General features: G+C 45.2%; 31 protein-coding genes. All 31 read right to left on the bottom strand.

What is annotated here, in order from left to right:
* Nucleotides 1-203 precede the first annotated feature (203 nt).
* Nucleotides 204-584 carry a 50S ribosomal protein L17 gene (rplQ, locus tag NX845_RS15460; RefSeq protein ID WP_065682678.1) on the bottom strand — a complete coding sequence of 127 codons (381 nt, stop codon included), beginning with the start codon at nucleotides 582-584 and terminating at the stop codon, nucleotides 204-206.
* Nucleotides 585-608: 24 nt separating this feature from the next.
* Nucleotides 609-1,601, bottom strand: coding sequence for a DNA-directed RNA polymerase subunit alpha (locus tag NX845_RS15455; protein ID WP_004729813.1), 993 nt, complete (start codon nucleotides 1,599-1,601; stop codon nucleotides 609-611).
* Nucleotides 1,602-1,623: 22 nt separating this feature from the next.
* Nucleotides 1,624-2,244, bottom strand: a complete 621-nt coding sequence (gene rpsD, locus NX845_RS15450) for a 30S ribosomal protein S4 (RefSeq protein WP_004729814.1) — start codon at nucleotides 2,242-2,244, stop codon at nucleotides 1,624-1,626.
* Nucleotides 2,245-2,275: 31 nt separating this feature from the next.
* Nucleotides 2,276-2,665 carry a 30S ribosomal protein S11 gene (rpsK, locus tag NX845_RS15445; protein WP_004738778.1) on the bottom strand — a complete coding sequence of 130 codons (390 nt, stop codon included), beginning with the start codon at nucleotides 2,663-2,665 and terminating at the stop codon, nucleotides 2,276-2,278.
* 19 nt (nucleotides 2,666-2,684) lie between these two features.
* Nucleotides 2,685-3,041: a 30S ribosomal protein S13 gene (rpsM, locus tag NX845_RS15440; RefSeq protein WP_004738779.1), complete on the bottom strand. Its 357-nt coding sequence runs from the start codon at nucleotides 3,039-3,041 to the stop codon at nucleotides 2,685-2,687.
* 149 nt (nucleotides 3,042-3,190) lie between these two features.
* Nucleotides 3,191-3,304: a 50S ribosomal protein L36 gene (rpmJ, locus tag NX845_RS15435; protein ID WP_000868186.1), complete on the bottom strand. Its 114-nt coding sequence runs from the start codon at nucleotides 3,302-3,304 to the stop codon at nucleotides 3,191-3,193.
* A 41-nt stretch (nucleotides 3,305-3,345) separates the two neighbouring features.
* Nucleotides 3,346-4,680 carry a preprotein translocase subunit SecY gene (gene secY / locus NX845_RS15430; protein WP_004736759.1) on the bottom strand — a complete coding sequence of 445 codons (1,335 nt, stop codon included), beginning with the start codon at nucleotides 4,678-4,680 and terminating at the stop codon, nucleotides 3,346-3,348.
* 20 nt (nucleotides 4,681-4,700) lie between these two features.
* Nucleotides 4,701-5,135 carry a 50S ribosomal protein L15 gene (gene rplO, locus NX845_RS15425; RefSeq protein WP_004736758.1) on the bottom strand — a complete coding sequence of 145 codons (435 nt, stop codon included), beginning with the start codon at nucleotides 5,133-5,135 and terminating at the stop codon, nucleotides 4,701-4,703.
* A 5-nt stretch (nucleotides 5,136-5,140) separates the two neighbouring features.
* The gene (gene rpmD, locus NX845_RS15420; RefSeq protein WP_004736756.1) at nucleotides 5,141-5,317 is read right to left on the bottom strand and encodes a 50S ribosomal protein L30; all 177 of its coding nucleotides are present in this window, start codon (nucleotides 5,315-5,317) and stop codon (nucleotides 5,141-5,143) included.
* Nucleotides 5,318-5,324: 7 nt separating this feature from the next.
* Complete coding sequence (gene rpsE, locus NX845_RS15415; protein WP_004736754.1) at nucleotides 5,325-5,825, bottom strand: 30S ribosomal protein S5; 501 nt, start codon at nucleotides 5,823-5,825, stop codon at nucleotides 5,325-5,327.
* A 14-nt stretch (nucleotides 5,826-5,839) separates the two neighbouring features.
* Nucleotides 5,840-6,193 (bottom strand): 50S ribosomal protein L18, encoded by a 354-nt coding sequence (gene rplR / locus NX845_RS15410; RefSeq protein WP_004736752.1) that lies wholly within the window; start codon nucleotides 6,191-6,193, stop codon nucleotides 5,840-5,842.
* Between the two features lie 9 nt (nucleotides 6,194-6,202).
* On the bottom strand, nucleotides 6,203-6,736 hold the full coding sequence (gene rplF, locus NX845_RS15405; protein ID WP_004736750.1) for a 50S ribosomal protein L6: 534 nt from the start codon (nucleotides 6,734-6,736) through the stop codon (nucleotides 6,203-6,205).
* Between the two features lie 10 nt (nucleotides 6,737-6,746).
* On the bottom strand, nucleotides 6,747-7,139 hold the full coding sequence (rpsH, locus tag NX845_RS15400; RefSeq protein ID WP_004736749.1) for a 30S ribosomal protein S8: 393 nt from the start codon (nucleotides 7,137-7,139) through the stop codon (nucleotides 6,747-6,749).
* A 29-nt stretch (nucleotides 7,140-7,168) separates the two neighbouring features.
* Nucleotides 7,169-7,474, bottom strand: a complete 306-nt coding sequence (gene rpsN / locus NX845_RS15395; RefSeq protein WP_004736747.1) for a 30S ribosomal protein S14 — start codon at nucleotides 7,472-7,474, stop codon at nucleotides 7,169-7,171.
* Between the two features lie 16 nt (nucleotides 7,475-7,490).
* Nucleotides 7,491-8,030, bottom strand: coding sequence for a 50S ribosomal protein L5 (gene rplE, locus NX845_RS15390; RefSeq protein WP_004736744.1), 540 nt, complete (start codon nucleotides 8,028-8,030; stop codon nucleotides 7,491-7,493).
* A gap of 24 nt (nucleotides 8,031-8,054) precedes the next feature.
* Nucleotides 8,055-8,372 (bottom strand): 50S ribosomal protein L24, encoded by a 318-nt coding sequence (rplX, locus tag NX845_RS15385; protein ID WP_004736742.1) that lies wholly within the window; start codon nucleotides 8,370-8,372, stop codon nucleotides 8,055-8,057.
* A gap of 11 nt (nucleotides 8,373-8,383) precedes the next feature.
* A complete protein-coding gene (gene rplN / locus NX845_RS15380) occupies nucleotides 8,384-8,755 on the bottom strand; it encodes a 50S ribosomal protein L14 (RefSeq protein WP_004736740.1) in 372 nt (123 codons plus the stop codon).
* Between the two features lie 162 nt (nucleotides 8,756-8,917).
* Nucleotides 8,918-9,172, bottom strand: a complete 255-nt coding sequence (gene rpsQ / locus NX845_RS15375) for a 30S ribosomal protein S17 (RefSeq protein WP_004736739.1) — start codon at nucleotides 9,170-9,172, stop codon at nucleotides 8,918-8,920.
* Nucleotides 9,172-9,363 carry a 50S ribosomal protein L29 gene (gene rpmC, locus NX845_RS15370; protein ID WP_004736737.1) on the bottom strand — a complete coding sequence of 64 codons (192 nt, stop codon included), beginning with the start codon at nucleotides 9,361-9,363 and terminating at the stop codon, nucleotides 9,172-9,174. The genes rpsQ and rpmC overlap by 1 nt, the downstream gene beginning before the upstream one ends.
* Nucleotides 9,363-9,773 (bottom strand): 50S ribosomal protein L16, encoded by a 411-nt coding sequence (gene rplP / locus NX845_RS15365; protein ID WP_004736736.1) that lies wholly within the window; start codon nucleotides 9,771-9,773, stop codon nucleotides 9,363-9,365. The genes rpmC and rplP overlap by 1 nt, the downstream gene beginning before the upstream one ends.
* 11 nt (nucleotides 9,774-9,784) lie before the next feature.
* Nucleotides 9,785-10,483 carry a 30S ribosomal protein S3 gene (gene rpsC / locus NX845_RS15360; protein WP_004736734.1) on the bottom strand — a complete coding sequence of 233 codons (699 nt, stop codon included), beginning with the start codon at nucleotides 10,481-10,483 and terminating at the stop codon, nucleotides 9,785-9,787.
* Nucleotides 10,484-10,501: 18 nt separating this feature from the next.
* A complete protein-coding gene (gene rplV, locus NX845_RS15355; RefSeq protein ID WP_004736732.1) occupies nucleotides 10,502-10,834 on the bottom strand; it encodes a 50S ribosomal protein L22 in 333 nt (110 codons plus the stop codon).
* A 10-nt stretch (nucleotides 10,835-10,844) separates the two neighbouring features.
* Nucleotides 10,845-11,123, bottom strand: coding sequence for a 30S ribosomal protein S19 (gene rpsS, locus NX845_RS15350; RefSeq protein ID WP_004736729.1), 279 nt, complete (start codon nucleotides 11,121-11,123; stop codon nucleotides 10,845-10,847).
* 19 nt (nucleotides 11,124-11,142) lie between these two features.
* On the bottom strand, nucleotides 11,143-11,967 hold the full coding sequence (rplB, locus tag NX845_RS15345; RefSeq protein WP_017076297.1) for a 50S ribosomal protein L2: 825 nt from the start codon (nucleotides 11,965-11,967) through the stop codon (nucleotides 11,143-11,145).
* Nucleotides 11,968-11,981: 14 nt separating this feature from the next.
* Complete coding sequence (gene rplW, locus NX845_RS15340; RefSeq protein WP_004736765.1) at nucleotides 11,982-12,284, bottom strand: 50S ribosomal protein L23; 303 nt, start codon at nucleotides 12,282-12,284, stop codon at nucleotides 11,982-11,984.
* Nucleotides 12,281-12,883 carry a 50S ribosomal protein L4 gene (gene rplD, locus NX845_RS15335; protein WP_004736764.1) on the bottom strand — a complete coding sequence of 201 codons (603 nt, stop codon included), beginning with the start codon at nucleotides 12,881-12,883 and terminating at the stop codon, nucleotides 12,281-12,283. Before rplD ends, rplW begins: the two co-directional genes overlap by 4 nt.
* A gap of 16 nt (nucleotides 12,884-12,899) precedes the next feature.
* The gene (rplC, locus tag NX845_RS15330; RefSeq protein WP_004736763.1) at nucleotides 12,900-13,529 is read right to left on the bottom strand and encodes a 50S ribosomal protein L3; all 630 of its coding nucleotides are present in this window, start codon (nucleotides 13,527-13,529) and stop codon (nucleotides 12,900-12,902) included.
* Between the two features lie 14 nt (nucleotides 13,530-13,543).
* On the bottom strand, nucleotides 13,544-13,855 hold the full coding sequence (rpsJ, locus tag NX845_RS15325; protein WP_004736761.1) for a 30S ribosomal protein S10: 312 nt from the start codon (nucleotides 13,853-13,855) through the stop codon (nucleotides 13,544-13,546).
* Nucleotides 13,856-14,300: 445 nt separating this feature from the next.
* Nucleotides 14,301-15,485: an elongation factor Tu gene (gene tuf / locus NX845_RS15320; RefSeq protein WP_012604914.1), complete on the bottom strand. Its 1,185-nt coding sequence runs from the start codon at nucleotides 15,483-15,485 to the stop codon at nucleotides 14,301-14,303.
* Nucleotides 15,486-15,631: 146 nt separating this feature from the next.
* A complete protein-coding gene (fusA, locus tag NX845_RS15315) occupies nucleotides 15,632-17,728 on the bottom strand; it encodes an elongation factor G (protein WP_017083778.1) in 2,097 nt (698 codons plus the stop codon).
* A gap of 166 nt (nucleotides 17,729-17,894) precedes the next feature.
* The coding region (gene rpsG / locus NX845_RS15310; protein ID WP_260256972.1) for a 30S ribosomal protein S7 at nucleotides 17,895-18,318 on the bottom strand (424 nt) is incomplete at its 5' end.

Raw genomic sequence — 18,318 nt, 5'->3', positions numbered from 1 at the left:
CGAGATACGAGATACGAGATACGAGATACGAGATACGAGATACGAGATACGAGATACGAGATACGAGATACGAGATATTTTTAAAAAATAGAGCAGAGCAGGCAAGTAAAAATGCCAAACATCGTGGTGCAATTTTTCAATTCGATAGAAACAAAAAAAGCCGAGCTAATGCTCGGCTTTTTGTATTAAGAATCTAGTATAGATTACTCAGCAGCTTCTTCAGCAACTGGGCGGTCTACAAGCTCAATGTAAGCCATTGGAGCTTTATCACCAGTACGGAAACCACATTTAAGAATGCGAGTGTAACCACCTTGGCGAGCCGCGAAACGCGGGCCTAGTTCATTAAATAGTTTTGCCACAACTTCGTTATCACGAGTGCGAGCAAATGCAAGACGACGGTTAGCAACACTGTCTGTCTTAGCTAGGGTAATCAATGGCTCAATTACGCGACGTAGTTCTTTTGCTTTAGGCACGGTAGTTTTAATAACTTCGTGACGAACAAGAGAGCTAGCCATGTTGCTGAACATCGCTTTGCGATGACTGCTGTTGCGGTTGAGTTGACGACCACTTTTACGATGGCGCATGACCTAATCCTTCTAACTTTTCGATTAATCTTCAGCGATTGACGCTGGTGGCCAGTTTTCTAGGCGCATGCCTAGAGAAAGACCACGTGAAGCAAGCACATCTTTAATCTCTGTAAGAGATTTCTTACCAAGGTTTGGCGTTTTAAGTAGCTCAACCTCAGTGCGCTGTACAAGATCACCGATGTAGTGAATCGCTTCTGCTTTCAAACAGTTAGCAGAGCGAACTGTTAGTTCAAGATCGTCTACAGGACGTAGTAGGATAGGATCGAATTCTGGCTTCTCTTCCTTCTCCTCAGGTACACGTACATCACGAAGATCTACGAACGCATCCAGTTGTTCAGCTAAAATAGTAGCTGCACGACGGATTGCTTCCTCAGGTTCTAGAGTACCGTTCGTTTCCATATCGATAACAAGCTTGTCTAAATCAGTACGTTGTTCTACACGTGCCGCTTCTACAGCATAGGCGATTTTATCAACCGGGCTGTAAGTAGCGTCAACTAATAGACGACCGATAGGACGCTCATCTTCTTCAGTATGGATACGAGCTGAAGCTGGAACGTAACCACGACCACGTTCTACTTTGATACGCATAGCGATCTCAGCATTGTCATCCGTTAGGTGACAAATTACGTGCTCAGGGTTAGCGATCTCTACATCACCATCGTGGGTGATGTCACCTGCAACAACAGGGCCTGAGCCTGATTTGTTCAGTGTAATAAACACTTCATCTTTGCCTTCAGCAACGCGTACAGCTAAACCTTTAAGGTTTAGAAGGATTTCCAGGATATCTTCCTGAACGCCTTCTTTAGTGCTGTATTCGTGTAGCACACCTTCAATTTCAACTTCTGTTACGGCACAACCCGGCATAGAAGATAGAAGAATGCGGCGAAGAGCATTACCTAGAGTGTGGCCGAAACCGCGCTCTAATGGCTCAAGAGTTACTTTCGCGTGTGTCGTATTGATCTGTTCAATGTCAACAAGACGCGGCTTAAGAAATTCTGTTACAGAACCCTGCATTGTGTCCTCTCTTTTTTTAACCTTACTTAGAGTAAAGTTCGACGATCAAGTGTTCATTGATGTCAGCTGATAGGTCAGAACGCTCAGGCATACGCTTGAATGTACCTTCCATTTTGCTAGCATCTACTTCAATCCAAGTTGGCTTTTCACGTTGTTCAGCAACTTCTAGAGCCGCTTTAATACGAGATTGCTGCTTAGCTTTCTCGCGGATAGAAACAACGTCGTTAGCCGCTACTTTGAAAGAAGGAACGTTTACAACTTTACCGTTAACTAGAACAGACTTGTGGCTAACTAGTTGACGAGATTCAGCACGAGTAGCGCCAAAGCCCATACGGTAAACTACGTTATCAAGACGACCTTCAAGAAGCTGAAGCAGGTTTGCACCTGTGTTGCCTTTAAGACGTGCAGCTTCTTTGTAGTAGTTGCGGAATTGTTTTTCTAGAACGCCGTAGATACGACGAACTTTTTGCTTCTCACGAAGCTGAACGCCATACTCAGATAGACGACCGCGACGAGCGCCGTGTACACCTGGTGCGTTATCAATTTTACACTTGGTATCGATCGCACGGACACCAGACTTAAGGAATAAGTCAGTACCTTCGCGACGGCTAAGCTTCAGCTTAGGACCCAAATATCTTGCCATGATCTTTCTCCAATATTCCTAGAAACGAAACTTAAACGCGACGTTTCTTAGGTGGACGACAACCGTTATGAGGGATTGGTGTCGCATCAACAATGTTAGTGATACGGAAACCAGCAGCGTTCAGTGCACGAACAGTAGATTCGCGACCTGGACCTGGACCCTTAACCATAACTTCCAAGTTCTTTAGGCCATATTCTTTAGCCATTTCACCACAACGCTCAGCTGCAACTTGTGCTGCGAACGGAGTAGATTTACGAGAACCACGGAAACCTGAACCACCTGCTGTAGCCCATGCAAGAGCGTTGCCTTGGCGGTCAGTGATAGTTACGATTGTGTTGTTGAAAGAAGCATGAATGTGCGCTACGCCATCAGCTACTTGCTTGCGTACGCGCTTACGCGCGCGAGTTGGTTGTTTTGCCATTGTACTCTACCTTATCCGACTATTTCTTGATCGGCTTGCGCGGACCCTTACGGGTGCGAGCGTTGGTTTTAGTACGCTGTCCACGTAGTGGTAGACTGCGACGATGACGAAGACCGCGGTAACAGCCAAGGTCCATAAGACGCTTGATGTTCATCGATACTTCACGACGTAGATCACCTTCTACAGTGTATTTAGCTACACCATCACGCAGTTGATCGATCTGCTCTTCAGTTAGTTCACTGATCTTAGCATCTTCAGCAATACCCACTTCAGCTAGAATAGCTTGAGAGCGAGTTTTACCAATACCGTAGATTGCAGTAAGTGCAATTACAGAATGCTTATGATCAGGAATGTTAATGCCGGCTATACGGGCCATTATTCACTCCTAAGGGGGTTCATAAAAGAATTATCCGCAGCAAAGCCCGTTATGGATACGCTGCGGCATACTACTTCTTTTGCACGCAAAAGGTAGGCCGAGGAATATACTCGACTCTACCTAGTATTTCAAGTAAAAATTTCTGCTGATTAGCCTTGGCGTTGCTTATGCTTTGGCTCACTGCAAATCACGCGAACGACACCGTTACGCTTGATAACTTTACAGTTACGGCAGATTTTTTTAACGGAAGCACGAACTTTCATTGCTAAACTCCGTAAATGGAATCGAAATAATTACTACCGAATTAACGGCCGTAACCTTTCAGATTCGCTTTCTTTAACACAGAATCATACTGTTGTGACATCAGATGAGTCTGTACCTGTGCCATGAAATCCATGATAACAACCACTACGATTAGTAGGGAAGTGCCGCCAAAGTAGAAACGAACGTTCCACGCGACCATCATGAACTCAGGAATCAGACATATAAAAGTAATGTATAGAGCGCCCGCAAGGGTTAGTCTAGTCATCACTTTATCGATATATTTCGCTGTCTGCTCACCTGGGCGGATACCGGGTACGAATGCACCAGACTTCTTCAAGTTATCAGCTGTTTCACGTGGGTTAAACACCAACGCTGTATAGAAGAAACAGAAGAAGATTATAGCTGCTGCATAAAGCATTACATACAAGGGTTGACCTGGGCTAAGAGCTAAAGACACGTCAGTTAACCAACCGAACGCGCTGCTTTCACCATTTTGACCAAACCACTGCGCTAATGTTCCTGGGAACAAAATAATACTTGATGCAAAAATCGCTGGTATAACACCTGCCATATTAATCTTAAGTGGCAAATGAGAACTTTGTGCTGCAAACACTTTACGACCTTGTTGACGCTTCGCATAGTTAACGACGATACGACGTTGACCACGCTCCATGAAAACCACGAAGTAAATTACAGCAAAAGACAATACCGCGATAAACAACAGAAGAAGCACATGCAATTCACCTTGACGCGCTTGCTCGATTGTTTGACCGATTGCAGAAGGCAATCCAGCAACAATACCTGCAAAAATCAGAATGGAAATACCATTACCGATTCCTCGCTCAGTGATTTGTTCACCTAACCACATCAAAAACATGGTACCAGTTACTAAACTCACGGTAGCAATAAGCGTAAACATGGTTTGGTTGATAACAACCAGATTGTCGACCATGTTTGGTAAGCCTGTTGCGATACCAATAGCTTGGAATGTTGCAAGTACAAGCGTGCCGTAGCGTGTATATTGGCTTATCTTACGACGGCCTGCTTCACCCTCTTTCTTGAGTTCCGCTAACGCTGGATGAACTACAGTTAGCAATTGGACTACGATCGATGCCGAAATGTACGGCATGATACCCAATGCTAATATAGATGCACGCTCAAGAGCACCACCGGAGAACATGTTAAACATTTCTACGATGGTACCTTTTTGCTGATCGAACAAATCGGCAAGTACAGCTGCGTCAATACCAGGGATCGGCACAAAAGAGCCGGCTCGGAATACTAAAAGTGCACCAATTACGAATAATAAGCGCGACTTTAGTTCACTTAAGCCGCTCTGAGCACTACGAAAATCTTTTCCTGGTTTCTTAGCCATCTGTACCTCGTTCCTCGAGATTATTCCTCGATTTTACCGCCTGCAGCTTCGATTGCAGCTTTAGCGCCTTTAGTCACGCGTAGACCTTTAACAGTCACAGCTTTGCTTAGGTCACCAGAAAGAACGATCTTAACAAACTCGATGTTCTTAGTGATAACGTTAGCAGCTTTAAGACTGTTAAGATCAACTACGTCACCTGTTACTTTCGCTAGCTCAGCTAGACGAACTTCAGCAGACACTAGGCTCTTACGAGAAGTGAAACCGAATTTAGGTAGACGTTGTTTTAGAGGCATTTGACCGCCTTCAAAACCTGGACGAACAGAGCCGCCAGAACGTGACTTTTGACCTTTGTGACCGCGGCCACCTGTTTTACCAAGGCCAGAACCGATACCACGACCTACACGCTTCTTAGAAGGTTTAGAGCCAGCAGCCGGTGATAGAGTATTCAAACGCATTCTGATTACTCCTCAATCTTAACCATGTAGTAAACCTTGTTGATCATACCGCGTACGCACGGTGTATCTTCAAGTTCTACTGTATGGTTGATGCGACGAAGACCTAGACCTTTAAGGCACGCTTTGTGCTTAGGTAGGCGACCAATTGAGCTTTTAGTTTGAGTTACTTTAATAGTTGCCATCGTGTTCTTACTCCGAAATAGATTCAACAGTTAGACCACGTTTAGCAGCAACCATTTCTGGTGACTTAACGTCTACTAGAGCACCAATCGTTGCGCGAACAACGTTGATTGGGTTCGTTGAACCGTATGCTTTAGAAAGTACGTTATGTACGCCTGCAACTTCAAGTACGGCACGCATTGCACCACCGGCAATAACACCTGTACCTTCAGCAGCTGGCTGCATGTAAACTTTAGAGCCCGAATGACGACCTTTCACCGGGTGGTGAAGAGTGCCTTCGTTAAGCGCAACAGTAACCATGTTACGACGCGCTTTTTCCATTGCTTTTTGAATCGCAGCAGGTACTTCACGAGCTTTGCCGTAACCGAAACCTACGCGACCATTACCGTCACCAACTACTGTTAGTGCAGTAAAGCTCATGATTCGACCACCTTTAACCGTCTTAGATACACGGTTAACAGCGATCAGCTTTTCTTGCAAATCATTAGCTTGTTGTTGTTCTTTAGCCATCTTCCAACCCTACCTTAGAATTTCAGACCAGCTTCGCGAGCAGAATCTGCTAGCGCCGCTACTCGACCGTGGTATTGGAAACCAGAACGATCAAATGCAACTGTAGCTACGCCTTTTTCAAGAGCGCGCTCAGCAACAGCTTTACCAACTGCTTTAGCTGCATCAACGTTACTAGTGTTCTTAACTTGCTCACGGATCGCTTTTTCTACAGTAGAAGCAGCTGCGATAACCTCAGAGCCGTTTGCCGAGATAACTTGAGCGTAAACATGGCGAGGAGTACGGTGTACTACCAAGCGAGTTGCGCCAAGTTCTGCAATCTTACGACGTGCACGTGTAGCACGACGGATGCGAGATGCTTTCTTATCCATAGTGATACCTTACTTCTTCTTAGCTTCTTTAGTACGCACATTTTCATCTGCGTAACGAACACCTTTACCTTTATAAGGTTCAGGAGCACGGTAAGAACGAATGTCAGCCGCAACTTGACCTACTACTTGCTTATCGCAACCAGTAATAATGATCTCAGTTTGGCTAGGGCACTCAGCTTTAATACCTTCAGGTAGAGCGTGCTCTACTGGGTGAGAAAAGCCTAGTGTTAGACCTACAGAGTTGCCTTTGATAGCAGCACGGTAACCAACACCTTTAAGAGTTAACTTCTTAACGAAGCCCTGAGTAACACCCACAACCATGTTATTAACTAGAGCGCGAGCTGTACCAGCCTGTGCCCATGCGTTAGTAACACCTTCTTTCGGACCGAAAGTTAGGTTGTTTTCTTCCTGTGCAATAACTACGGCGCTGTTAAGAACGCGAGTAAGCTCACCTTTGCTACCTTTTACAGTAACTTCTTGGCCGTTTAGTTTCACCTCTACGCCAGCTGGAATAGCGACAGGTGCTTTAGCAACACGAGACATAATCTACTCCTTAAGCTACGTAACAGATGATTTCACCGCCAAGACCTGCTTTGCGAGCAGCACGGTCAGACATCAGACCCTTGGAAGTAGAAACAACTGCAATACCAAGACCACCCATCACTGTAGGTAAAGAGTCTTTATTTTTATAAACTCTTAAACCAGGACGTGATACGCGCTTGATTTGCTCGATTACAGGTTTAGCTTGGAAGTACTTAAGAGTAACTTCTAGCTCAGGTTTTACTTCGCTGTCAACAGCGAAGTCTACGATGTAACCTTCAGCTTTAAGTAATGCAGCAATTGCAACTTTAAGCTTTGAAGAAGGCATTTTTACAGCAACTTTATTTGCTGCCTGACCGTTACGAACTCGGGTCAGCATATCCGAAATCGGATCTTGCATGCTCATAAGATTTACTCCAAATGATTAAGTGGCAATTACCAGCTAGCCTTACGAAGACCCGGAATCTCGCCTTTCATGCAAGCTTCACGAACCTTAATGCGGCTTAGACCGAATTTACGTAGGTAACCGTGTGGACGACCAGTTTGGTTGCAACGGTTGCGCTGACGTGATGCACTTGAATCACGTGGAAGAGATTGCAGTTTAAGAACCGCATTCCAACGATCTTCTTCAGATGCGTTTACATCGCTAATGATAACTTTTAGCGCAGAACGCTTTTCAGCGAACTTAACTACTAGTTTTGCACGTTTAGCTTCACGTGCTTTCATTGATTGTTTAGCCATAACAGTAACCCTACCCTTACTTACGGAATGGGAAGTTAAAGGCAGCCAGCAGAGCTCGGCCTTCCTCATCGGATCCCGCAGATGTCGTGATAGTAATATCAAGACCGCGGACGCGATCGACTTTATCGTAGTCGATTTCCGGAAAGATGATTTGCTCGCGAACGCCCATGCTGTAGTTACCGCGTCCGTCAAAAGACTTAGCGCTAACACCACGGAAATCACGTACACGTGGAAGTGCGATAGAGATTAAACGCTCTAAAAATTCCCACATGCGCTCACCACGCAAGGTTACTTTACAACCAATTGGGTAGCCTTCACGAATTTTGAAACCAGCTACAGATTTACGCGCTTTCGTGATAAGTGGCTTTTGACCAGAGATCGTTGCCATATCAGATGCTGCGTTTTCTAGCAGTTTCTTATCGTTGATTGCTTCACCAACGCCCATGTTTAGGGTGATTTTCTCAATCCTAGGGACTTGCATGACGCTTGTGTAGCTGAACTCTTTGGTAAGCTCAGCGACTACAGACGACTTGTAGTAATCATGCAGTTTCGCCATAGTAGAACTCCAAATTACTTCTAATTAGTTAGAAACAGTTTCGCCGTTAGATTTGAAGAAACGAACTTTCTTGCCATCTTCGATACGGAAACCGATACGGTCTGCTTTACCAGTAGCCGCGTTAAAGACTGCAACGTTAGAAGCATCAATAGCTGCTTCTTGTTCAACGATGCCACCTTGTTGACCTAGAGCCGGAACCGGCTTTTGGTGTTTTTTAACAAGATTGATGCCTTCAACAACAACTTTACCAGTTGTCAGAACCTTAGTTACTTTACCTTTCTTGCCTTTATCTTTACCAGCAAGAATGATTACTTCGTCGTTACGACGGATTTTAGCTGCCATGTTGCCGCTCCTTACAGAACTTCAGGTGCAAGTGATACAATCTTCATGAATTTCGCGTTACGAAGTTCACGAGTCACAGGACCAAAGATACGTGTGCCGACTGGTTGCTCAGTAGTGTCATTTAACAATACACAAGCATTACTGTCGAAGCGAATGACAGAACCGTCTGGGCGACGAACGCCTTTACGGGTGCGCACTACTACCGCCTTCAGAACATCACCTTTCTTTACTTTACCGCGAGGAATCGCTTCCTTCACTGTAACCTTGATGACGTCACCGATATGTGCATAACGGCGGTGAGAGCCACCCAGAACCTTAATACACATTACCTTGCGCGCGCCAGAGTTATCTGCTGCGTCAAGTGTACTTTGCATCTGGATCATTGTTAGTGCTCCGCTAAATATTAAAACTAGACCCTCTCGGGTCGGGCTGCCTCTTTAAAAGGGACGCGAATTGTACCACCCTTTTTTTAAATTGGGTAGACAAAAAACAAGCGGCTCCAAAAAATAATTTGGAGCCGCTTATAAGTTATAGAATTACAAAGATTAAATCTTCGCTTTTTCTAGAACTTTAACCAATGTCCAAGACTTAGTCTTAGACAGAGGACGACACTCAGCGATTTCAACTTTGTCGCCTAGGCCACAAGTGTTGTCTTCGTCGTGTGCGTGTACTTTAGTCGTGCGTTTGATGAACTTACCGTAAATTGGGTGTTTTACAGTACGCTCAATAGCAACAACGATAGACTTGTCCATCTTGTCACTTACTACACGGCCTTGCTGGATGCGGTTAGTTTCGCTCATTATGCGCCTGCCTTTTCAGTCAAAACAGTTTTCACACGTGCGATGTCACGGCGTACAGCTTTTAGAGTATGAGTTTGCTGAAGTTGACCAGTTGCAGCTTGCATGCGCAAGTTGAACTGTTCACGTAGCAAATTCAATAGCTCAGCGTTAAGCTCTTCAACGTTCTTTTCGCGTAGATCTTGTGCTTTCATCACATCACCTGCTTAGTTACAAAAGTAGTTTTAACAGGCAGTTTACGCGCCGCTAGGCGGAACGCTTCACGTGCCAACTCTTCAGGTACGCCATTCATCTCGTACATAACTTTGCCTGGTTGGATTTGAGCAACCCAGTACGCAACTGAACCTTTACCTTTACCTTGACGAACTTCAAGAGGCTTTTCAGTAATTGGTTTGTCTGGGAAAACACGGATCCAGATTTGACCTTGACGCTTAATGTGACGTGTCATAGCACGACGTGCCGCTTCGATTTGACGTGCAGTCAGACGACCACGGCCAACAGCTTTAAGACCGAATTCGCCGAAGCTTACTTCAGTACCTTTAGCTAGACCACGGTTACGACCAGTCATAACCTTGCGGAACTTAGTACGTTTTGGTTGTAGCATCGTTCGACTCCTTACTTACGGCCTTTACGCTGCTTCTTAGGCTTATCGCCTTTTGGCTCTACTGCGTTAGCAGCTGGCATACCGCCTAGAATCTCACCTTTGAAGATCCAAACTTTAATGCCGATCACACCGTATTGAGTGTGAGCCGAAGAAGTTGCGTAATCAATGTCTGCACGTAGAGTGTGTAGAGGCACACGGCCTTCACGGTACCACTCTGAACGTGCGATTTCAGCACCGCCAAGACGGCCGCCTACTTGTACTTTGATGCCTTTAGCGCCTAGACGCATAGCATTTTGTACCGCACGCTTCATTGCACGACGGAACATAACACGACGCTCTAGTTGAGACGCGATGCTATCAGCTACAAGCTGACCATCTAGCTCAGGCTTACGTACTTCAGCGATGTTAATTTGCGCTGGTACACCTGCGATTTTAGCTACAGCTGCGCGTAGCTTCTCTACGTCTTCACCTTTCTTACCGATAACAACGCCAGGACGAGCTGTGTGAATAGTCACACGGATGCTCTTCGCTGGACGCTCGATAACGATACGAGATAATGATGCTTTTTGTAGTTCCTTGGTAAGGAACTGACGTACCTTGAAGTCGCCGTCTAGGTTGTCAGCGAATTCGTTGGTATTAGCAAACCATGTAGCATTCCAAGGCTTGACGATGCCAAGACGAATACCATTAGGATGTACTTTCTGACCCATTGCTTACTCTCCTAGTCTTTAGCGATCTGCTACAACAATAGTGATGTGGCTTGAACGCTTCAAGATACGATCCGCACGGCCTTTAGCACGAGGCATAATACGCTTCATGATAGGGCCCTCATCTACGAAGATTTTAGCGACATTTAGATCGTCGATATCTGCACCTTCGTTATGTTCCGCGTTAGCGATAGCTGACTCAAGAACTTTCTTAACTAAAACAGCAGCTTTTTTGTTGCTGAAAGTTAGAATTTCTAGAGCCTGGTCTACCGACTTACCGCGAATTTGGTCTGCAACTAAGCGAGCTTTCTGTGGAGAAATACGAGCAAAGTTATGTTTAGCTAAAGCTTCCATCATCTACTCCTTATTTCTTCTTAGCTTTCTTATCTGCAGCATGACCGCGATAAGTACGAGTTGGTGCAAATTCGCCTAGTTTGTGACCGATCATTTCTTCGGTAACGAAAACAGGGACGTGCTGACGACCATTATGGACAGCGATGGTCAAACCAATCATTGTTGGGATGATCATTGAGCGACGGGACCAAGTCTTAATAGGCTTTTTGTCTCCGCTTTCCACCGCTTTCTCTACCTTCTTCAGCAAGTGTAGGTCAATAAAAGGACCTTTCTTGAGAGAACGTGGCATGGCGATTCCTCTTTATAAATTATTTAGTGCGACGACGTACGATGTACTTGTCAGTGCGCTTATTCTTACGAGTCTTGAAGCCCTTAGTAGGAACGCCCCAAGGAGATACTGGGTGACGACCACCAGATGTGCGGCCTTCACCACCACCATGTGGGTGATCCACCGGGTTCATTACTACACCACGTACGGTTGGACGTACGCCGCGCCAGCGTGAAGCACCAGCTTTACCAAGTTCACGTAGCATATGCTCAGAGTTACCAACTTCACCGATCGTTGCACGACCTTCAGAAAGTACTTTGCGCATTTCACCAGAACGTAGACGGATAGTTACGTATGCACCATCGCGAGCGATGATTTGAGCATAAGCACCAGCCGAACGAGCTAGTTGTGCACCTTTACCAGGCTTAAGTTCAACACAGTGTACAGTAGAACCTACTGGGATGTTGCGCATCGGCAGAGTGTTACCTGCTTTGATTGCAGCATCTACGCCAGATTGAATCTGGTCGCCTGCGTTAACACCTTTAGGTGCAATGATGTAACGACGCTCACCGTCTGCGTACAGAACTAGAGCGATGTTAGCACTACGGTTTGGATCGTATTCTAGACGCTCAACTTTCGCTGGGATGCCATCTTTAGTACGTTTGAAGTCAATCAGACGGTAATGGTGTTTATGACCACCACCGATGTGACGTACTGTAATACGACCGTTGTTGTTACGACCACCGTTCTTAGAGTTTTTCTCTAAAAGTGGTGCGTATGGCTTACCCTTGTGCAGGTCAGCGTTAACAACTTTAACGACGTGACGACGACCAGGGGAAGTCGGCTTACATTTAACAATAGCCATTTTTACTACTCCTGTTATTCCGCGCCGCCAACGAAGTCAAGATCTTGACCTTCTTTCAAAGTAACGTAGGCTTTCTTAACGTCTGAACGACGGCCTTCACGCATACCTTGACGTTTGGTCTTACCCTTTAATACAAGAGTATTTACAGACTTAACTTCAACTTCAAATAGCTTTTCTACAGCTGCTTTGATCTCTTTCTTAGTTGCATCTTTAGCTACTTTGAAAACGATAGTGTTCGCTTTCTCAGCTGCCATAGTTGCTTTTTCAGAGATGTGCGGAGCACGTAGAACTTTTAAGATACGCTCTTCAGTGATCATGCTAGCATCTCCTCAACTTGCTTAACTGCGTCAGCAGTCATCAGAACCTTGTCGAAAGCGATTAGTGATACTGGATCAACACCAGCAACATCACGTGCATCTACTTTGTATAGGTTACGAGCAGCTAAGAATAGATTTTCATCTACTTCGCCAGTCACAATCAGAACGTCGTTTAGCTCAAGCTCTTTAAGCTTAGCTACAAGTTCTTTTGTTTTTGGTGCTTCTACAGAGAAGTTATCAACAACGATTAGACGCTCTTGACGAATCAACTCAGACAGAATGCTCTTCATAGCACCGCGGTACATTTTTTTGTTTACTTTTTGGCTGTGATCTTGTGGTTTCGCAGCAAAAGTAACACCACCTGTACGCCAGATTGGGCTACGAATTGTACCAGCACGTGCACGGCCAGTACCTTTTTGGCGCCATGGCTTAGCACCGCCGCCTGATACTTCAGAACGAGTCTTTTGAGCACGAGTACCTTGACGAGCACCTGCTGCATATGCAACAACTACTTGGTGTACTAGAGCTTCGTTAAAGTCACGTCCGAAAGTAGTCTCGGAAACAGTTAGTGCATCAGCACCTTTAACCATCAATTCCATTACTTACTCCTAGACGTTATGCTTTAACAGCAGGTTTTACGATCACGTTACCGCCTGTTGAGCCTGGTACTGCACCTTTAATAAGGAGTAGATTGCGCTCAGCGTCAACACGTACGATCTCTAGGTTTTGAGTCGTTACACGCTCAGCTCCCATGTGACCTGCCATTTTCTTGCCTTTAAACACGCGGCCTGGAGTTTGACATTGGCCAATTGAACCCGGTGCGCGGTGAGACAAAGAGTTACCGTGAGTCATATCTTGAGTAGAGAAATTCCAACGCTTGATAGCGCCTTGGAAGCCTTTACCTTTAGATGTACCAGTAACGTCTACTTTTTTAATTTCGTTGAAAAGTTCTACGTTTAGCTCAGCGCCAACTTCAAACTCTTCGCCGTTTTCTAAACGGAATTCCCAAAGACCGCGACCTGCTTCTACACCCGCTTTCGCGAAGTGACCAGCTTCAGGTTTAGTTACACGGTTAGCTTTCTTAGCACCAGTAGTTACTTGGATTGCTGCGTAGCCGTCTGTCTCAAGAGTTTTAACTTGAGAAATACGGTTCGCTTCAACCTCAACAACAGTTACTGGGATAGAAACGCCTTCTTCAGTAAATACGCGGGTCATACCCACTTTACGTCCGACTAGACCAATCATTATTCTTATCTCCCTTAACCTAGGCTGATTTGAACATCAACGCCAGCTGCAAGATCAAGACGCATTAGAGCATCAACAGTTTTATCTGTTGGCTCAACGATGTCGATCAAACGCTTGTGAGTACGAATTTCGTACTGGTCACGTGCATCTTTGTTGACGTGTGGAGAGGTAAGAACAGTGAAACGCTCTTTACGAGTAGGAAGTGGAATAGGACCACGAACCTGTGCGCCAGTACGTTTTGCTGTTTCAACGATTTCCGCAGTTGAAGCATCGATTAGCTTGTAATCAAACGCTTTAAGGCGGATACGAATACGTTGGTTCTGCATGAGACAGAGCTCCAATTATTAAAAATTACACAAACAATATCGCCACTCAAGCTCGAAAGAACGAGAGAATGCCGATTGATTTATGTGAAACCGTAGCATCCAAAATCAGGACGCATTGTCAGTTAACTTTTGAAGTAAACACGAAGTTTACTATTTTTATTAACCGCGAACATAAGCTGAGTATACATTACTAGGTAAGACCTACTCCTCAGTGCTCATTGGTTCACAAACCGGCGTTAGCCAGTGCGATGCATTATACAGATCACGTTTTAGTATGCAAGTAGTGTTGGGAAAATAATCGGAATATATTAAAAAGGGACTTGAGGAGATATGGAGTATTGCGCGGGAAAGGAATGTTTCTCTATAAATAATAAAAGGGAAGCCGAGGCTTCCCTTTTCAGATGCGTGCTCTTCTAATGAAGAGTGTGCAAAAATCTAAATGCTATTAAGCGAAGATTTTAGCTACAACACCAGCACCAACTGTACGGCCACCTTCGCGGATTGCGAAACGTAGACCTTCGTCCATTGCGATTGGAGCGATTAGCTCAACAGTCATTTGAACGTTGTCACCTGGCATTACCATTTCTACGCCTTCTGGTAGAGTGATGTCGCCTGTTACGTCAGTTGTACGGAAGTAGAACTGTGGACGGTAACCCTTGAAGAAAGGAGTGTGACGGCCGCCTTCGTCTTTAGAAAGTACGTATACTTCAGACTCAAACTTAGTGTGTGGGTTGATTGAACCTTTAGCAGAAAGTACTTGGCCACGTTCAACGTCATCACGCTTAGTACCACGTAGAAGTGCACCAACGTTCTCACCTGCACGACCTTCGTCAAGCAGTTTACGGAACATTTCAACACCAGTACAAGTAGTAAGAGTAGTTTCTTTGATACCAACGATTTCTACTTCGTCACCTACACGTAGGATACCGCGCTCGATACGACCAGTAACTACTGTACCACGACCTTGGATTGAGAATACATCTTCAATAGGAAGTAGGAACGGTAGATCAACAGCACGCTCTGGAAGTGGAATGTAAGAATCTAGTGCTTCTGCAAGCTCAACGATCTTGTCTTCCCACTGCTTTTCGCCGTTTAGAGCGCCAAGTGCAGAACCTTGAATTACTGGAAGGTCGTCTCCTGGGTACTCGTACTCAGAAAGAAGTTCACGTACTTCCATTTCTACTAGCTCAAGTAGCTCTTCGTCATCAACCATGTCACATTTGTTCATGAATACGATGATGTAAGGGATACCAACTTGACGACCAAGTAGGATGTGCTCACGTGTTTGTGGCATAGGGCCATCTGTAGCAGCAACAACTAGGATACCGCCGTCCATTTGAGCAGCACCAGTGATCATGTTTTTAACATAATCGGCGTGTCCAGGACAGTCTACGTGTGCGTAGTGACGTTCAGGAGTATCGTACTCAACGTGAGAAGTTGCGATTGTGATACCGCGCTCGCGCTCTTCTGGAGCGTTATCGATAGATGCGAAATCTTTAGCAACACCGCCGTACACTTTTGCAAGTGTAGTACAGATAGCAGCAGTTAGAGTTGTTTTACCGTGGTCAACGTGGCCGATAGTACCAACGTTTACGTGCGGTTTCGTACGTTCAAATTTTTCTTTAGACACAATCGTGTTCCTTCCTAGTTATGATTCGCCACGTTCATTATTGAGCGAGACGCGCCAGAAATTGCTATTTTATGCGCCAACTCTCGTTAGCGCAATATTTGGACGCATTGATCTTTCAAAAAATGAAAAAAATGCGTCCCTTTTGTTTAACCACGCTCTGCAATGATTGCTTTTGCAACATTGTTAGGCACTTCAGCGTACTCACTAAACTCCATAGAGTAAGAAGCACGGCCTTGTGTCGCAGAACGTAAATCAGTTGCGTAACCGAACATGACAGACAACGGAACTTGTGCACGAATTATCTTCAGGCCAGCTGTCCCCTCGTCCATACCTTCGATGATGCCGCGACGACGGTTAATATCGCCAACAACGTCACCCATCCAGTCTTCTGGAGTAGTTACTTCAACTTTCATCATAGGCTCAAGCAGAACCGGTTGCGCTTCAAGTGCACCCGATCTGAAAGCCATAGAGGCAGCGATTGTAAACGCCATCTCACTTGAATCTACTTCATGGTAAGAACCATCATATAGTGTAGCTTTGATATCCAAAACTGGATAGCCAGCAAGTACACCATTGTTCATCTGCTCTTCAACGCCTTTAGCGACTGAAGCGATAAACTCTTTAGGTACGATACCGTTGGCAATTTCATCAACGAAGACAAAGCCTTCGCCAGCTTCTGATGGTTCAAGTTTTAGCCACACGTGACCGTACTGACCTTTACCACCATGCTCACGGATAAATTTGCCTTCCGCTTTCGCAGTACCGCGAATCGTTTCACGATAAGCTACTTGCGGGTTACCAACGTTGCAGTTGACGTTAAATTCACGCTTCATACGGTCAACGATGATATCTAAGTGTAGTTCGCCCATACCAGAAATCAGTGTCTGGCCAGTTTCCGCATCCATATCAACGCGGAATGATGGGTCTTCTGCTGCTAGTTTACCTAGAGCGATAGTCATTTTATCTTGATCAGCTTGAGAGCGAGGCTCTACAACGATCTGAATAACTGGATCTGGGAATTCCATACGCTCAAGAACGATTTTATGGTTCTGATCACATAGAGTTTCACCAGTAGTAACATCTTTAAGGCCGATAATGGCTGCGATGTCACCTGCTCGTACTTCTTTTACTTCTTCACGTTTGTTTGAGTGCATTTGAACAATGCGCCCTAAACGTTCACGTTGTTTCTTCACAGAGTTGTAAGCTGTTTTACCACTTTCAACAACTCCAGAGTAAACACGGATGAAAGTTAAAGTACCAACAAATGGGTCTGTTGCAATTTTAAATGCTAGCGCTGAGAACGGTTCTTTGTCGTCCGCGTGACGTTCAATTTCATTCTCGTCGTCATCAATACCTTTAATTGCCGGTACATCGACTGGAGAAGGAAGGAAGTCAACCACTGCATCTAGAACAGCTTGTACACCTTTGTTTTTGAATGCACTACCACAAGTGGCAAGTACGATTTCATTATTAAGTGTACGAATACGAAGACCTTGCTTGATTTCAGCTTCTGTTAATTCACCTTCTTCAAGGTACTTATCCATCAGCTCTTCATTTGCTTCTGCAGCAGCTTCAACAAGTTCGGTACGATATTCTTCAGCCATTTCTTGCATGTCTGCAGGAATATCTTCGTACGTGAAAGTCATGCCTTGGTCAGCTTCGTTCCAGTTGATTGCCTTCATCTTGAGAAGATCGACAACACCTTGGAAGTTTTCTTCAGCACCAATGTTCAGTTGAATTGGAACAGGAGTTGCGCCTAGGCGGTCCTTGATCTGTTCAACTACGCGCAAGAAATCTGCGCCTGTACGGTCCATTTTGTTAACGAAAACCATACGTGGAACTTGGTACTTATCAGCTTGACGCCATACTGTCTCTGACTGAGGTTCAACACCAGACGAGCCACAGAACACAACAACTGCACCATCAAGTACACGCAGAGAACGTTCAACTTCGATTGTGAAGTCAACGTGTCCAGGAGTGTCGATGATGTTGATACGGTGGTCCGAGAACTGAGCTTCCATACCACGCCAAAACGTAGTGGTTGCTGCTGAAGTGATCGTAATACCGCGCTCTTGCTCTTGCTCCATCCAATCCATGGTTGCTGCACCATCGTGAACTTCGCCGATTTTGTGAGAAAGACCGGTATAGAACAGAATACGTTCACTTGTGGTTGTTTTACCTGCATCTACGTGAGCAACGATACCGATATTACGGTATTGCTCTATAGGAGTTTTACGAGCCACGGTTGAATCCTCTTATTAGAGACTTAGGGACTATTGCTATGTCTAGATTATGCGTTAAAAGCGATGCTTCGCTAAAAAGTGCTTGCCCTAGAAATAGCAATAGTTCCTAGCATAAGCATAGGAACTAAAGAAGTGCTGCAAGGAACCTTGCAGCACTAAAAAGGTATTACCAGCGGTAATGTGCGAACGCTTTGTTTGCGTCAGCCATGCGGTGAACGTCTTCACGTTTCTTAACCGCAGTACCTTTGTTCTCAGACGCGTCTAGCATTTCAGCAGCTAGGCGTTGAGCCATAGATTTTTCACCACGCTTACGCGCAGCTTCAACTACCCAACGCATAGCAAGAGCGTTACGGCGAACCGGACGAACTTCTACAGGTACTTGGTAAGTTGAACCACCCACACGGCGAGATTTAACTTCTACCGCTGGGCGAACATTTTCAAGAGCTTCTTCAAATACAGCTAAGTGATCTTTACCAGATTTCTCAGCCATAGTTTCTAGTGCAGTGTAAACAATCTTCTCTGCAGTAGATTTTTTTCCGTCAACCATAAGGATGTTAACGAATTTTGCCAGCAGTTCAGATTTGAACTTA

Source organism: Vibrio sp. NC2, assembly GCF_025195005.1.
Classification (GTDB): Bacteria; Pseudomonadota; Gammaproteobacteria; order Enterobacterales; family Vibrionaceae; genus Vibrio; species Vibrio splendidus.
Note: the sequence above shows the minus strand (reverse complement) of the source record. Positions and strands in the feature narration are given on the sequence as shown.

Bases quoted from the DNA above. Each gene is read 5' to 3' on its own strand.
- rpsH (WP_004736749.1), bottom strand. From the start codon at position 7,139: ATGAGCATGCAAGATCCGATTTCGGATATGCTGACCCGAGTTCGTAAC.
- rplX (WP_004736742.1), bottom strand. From the start codon at position 8,372: ATGGCAGCTAAAATCCGTCGTAACGACGAAGTAATCATTCTTGCTGGT.
- secY (WP_004736759.1), bottom strand. From the start codon at position 4,680: ATGGCTAAGAAACCAGGAAAAGATTTTCGTAGTGCTCAGAGCGGCTTA.
- rpsJ (WP_004736761.1), bottom strand. From the start codon at position 13,855: ATGCAGAACCAACGTATTCGTATCCGCCTTAAAGCGTTTGATTACAAG.
- rpsK (WP_004738778.1), bottom strand. From the start codon at position 2,665: ATGGCAAAACAACCAACTCGCGCGCGTAAGCGCGTACGCAAGCAAGTA.
- NX845_RS15455 (WP_004729813.1), bottom strand. From the start codon at position 1,601: ATGCAGGGTTCTGTAACAGAATTTCTTAAGCCGCGTCTTGTTGACATT.
- rplN (WP_004736740.1), bottom strand. From the start codon at position 8,755: ATGATCCAGATGCAAAGTACACTTGACGCAGCAGATAACTCTGGCGCG.
- rplF (WP_004736750.1), bottom strand. From the start codon at position 6,736: ATGTCTCGTGTTGCTAAAGCACCTGTCGCTATTCCAGCTGGCGTAGAG.
- rplV (WP_004736732.1), bottom strand. From the start codon at position 10,834: ATGGAAGCTTTAGCTAAACATAACTTTGCTCGTATTTCTCCACAGAAA.
- rplD (WP_004736764.1), bottom strand. From the start codon at position 12,883: ATGGAATTGATGGTTAAAGGTGCTGATGCACTAACTGTTTCCGAGACT.
- rplB (WP_017076297.1), bottom strand. From the start codon at position 11,967: ATGGCTATTGTTAAATGTAAGCCGACTTCCCCTGGTCGTCGTCACGTC.
- rpsM (WP_004738779.1), bottom strand. From the start codon at position 3,041: ATGGCCCGTATAGCCGGCATTAACATTCCTGATCATAAGCATTCTGTA.
- rplO (WP_004736758.1), bottom strand. From the start codon at position 5,135: ATGCGTTTGAATACTCTATCACCGGCTGCTGGCTCTAAACCTTCTAAG.
- rplQ (WP_065682678.1), bottom strand. From the start codon at position 584: ATGCGCCATCGTAAAAGTGGTCGTCAACTCAACCGCAACAGCAGTCAT.
- rplE (WP_004736744.1), bottom strand. From the start codon at position 8,030: ATGGCGAAACTGCATGATTACTACAAGTCGTCTGTAGTCGCTGAGCTT.
- rpsQ (WP_004736739.1), bottom strand. From the start codon at position 9,172: ATGAGCGAAACTAACCGCATCCAGCAAGGCCGTGTAGTAAGTGACAAG.
- rplP (WP_004736736.1), bottom strand. From the start codon at position 9,773: ATGCTACAACCAAAACGTACTAAGTTCCGCAAGGTTATGACTGGTCGT.
- rpsD (WP_004729814.1), bottom strand. From the start codon at position 2,244: ATGGCAAGATATTTGGGTCCTAAGCTGAAGCTTAGCCGTCGCGAAGGT.
- rpmD (WP_004736756.1), bottom strand. From the start codon at position 5,317: ATGGCAACTATTAAAGTAACTCAAACTAAAAGCTCAATTGGTCGCCTA.
- rplR (WP_004736752.1), bottom strand. From the start codon at position 6,193: ATGGATAAGAAAGCATCTCGCATCCGTCGTGCTACACGTGCACGTCGT.
- rpmC (WP_004736737.1), bottom strand. From the start codon at position 9,363: ATGAAAGCACAAGATCTACGCGAAAAGAACGTTGAAGAGCTTAACGCT.
- rplW (WP_004736765.1), bottom strand. From the start codon at position 12,284: ATGATCACTGAAGAGCGTATCTTAAAAGTTCTACGTGCTCCGCACATC.
- rpsE (WP_004736754.1), bottom strand. From the start codon at position 5,825: ATGGCTAAAGAACAACAACAAGCTAATGATTTGCAAGAAAAGCTGATC.
- rpsN (WP_004736747.1), bottom strand. From the start codon at position 7,474: ATGGCTAAACAATCAATGAAAGCACGTGAAGCTAAACGTGCAAAACTA.
- rpsS (WP_004736729.1), bottom strand. From the start codon at position 11,123: ATGCCACGTTCTCTCAAGAAAGGTCCTTTTATTGACCTACACTTGCTG.
- rplC (WP_004736763.1), bottom strand. From the start codon at position 13,529: ATGATTGGTCTAGTCGGACGTAAAGTGGGTATGACCCGCGTATTTACT.
- rpmJ (WP_000868186.1), bottom strand. From the start codon at position 3,304: ATGAAAGTTCGTGCTTCCGTTAAAAAAATCTGCCGTAACTGTAAAGTT.
- rpsC (WP_004736734.1), bottom strand. From the start codon at position 10,483: ATGGGTCAGAAAGTACATCCTAATGGTATTCGTCTTGGCATCGTCAAG.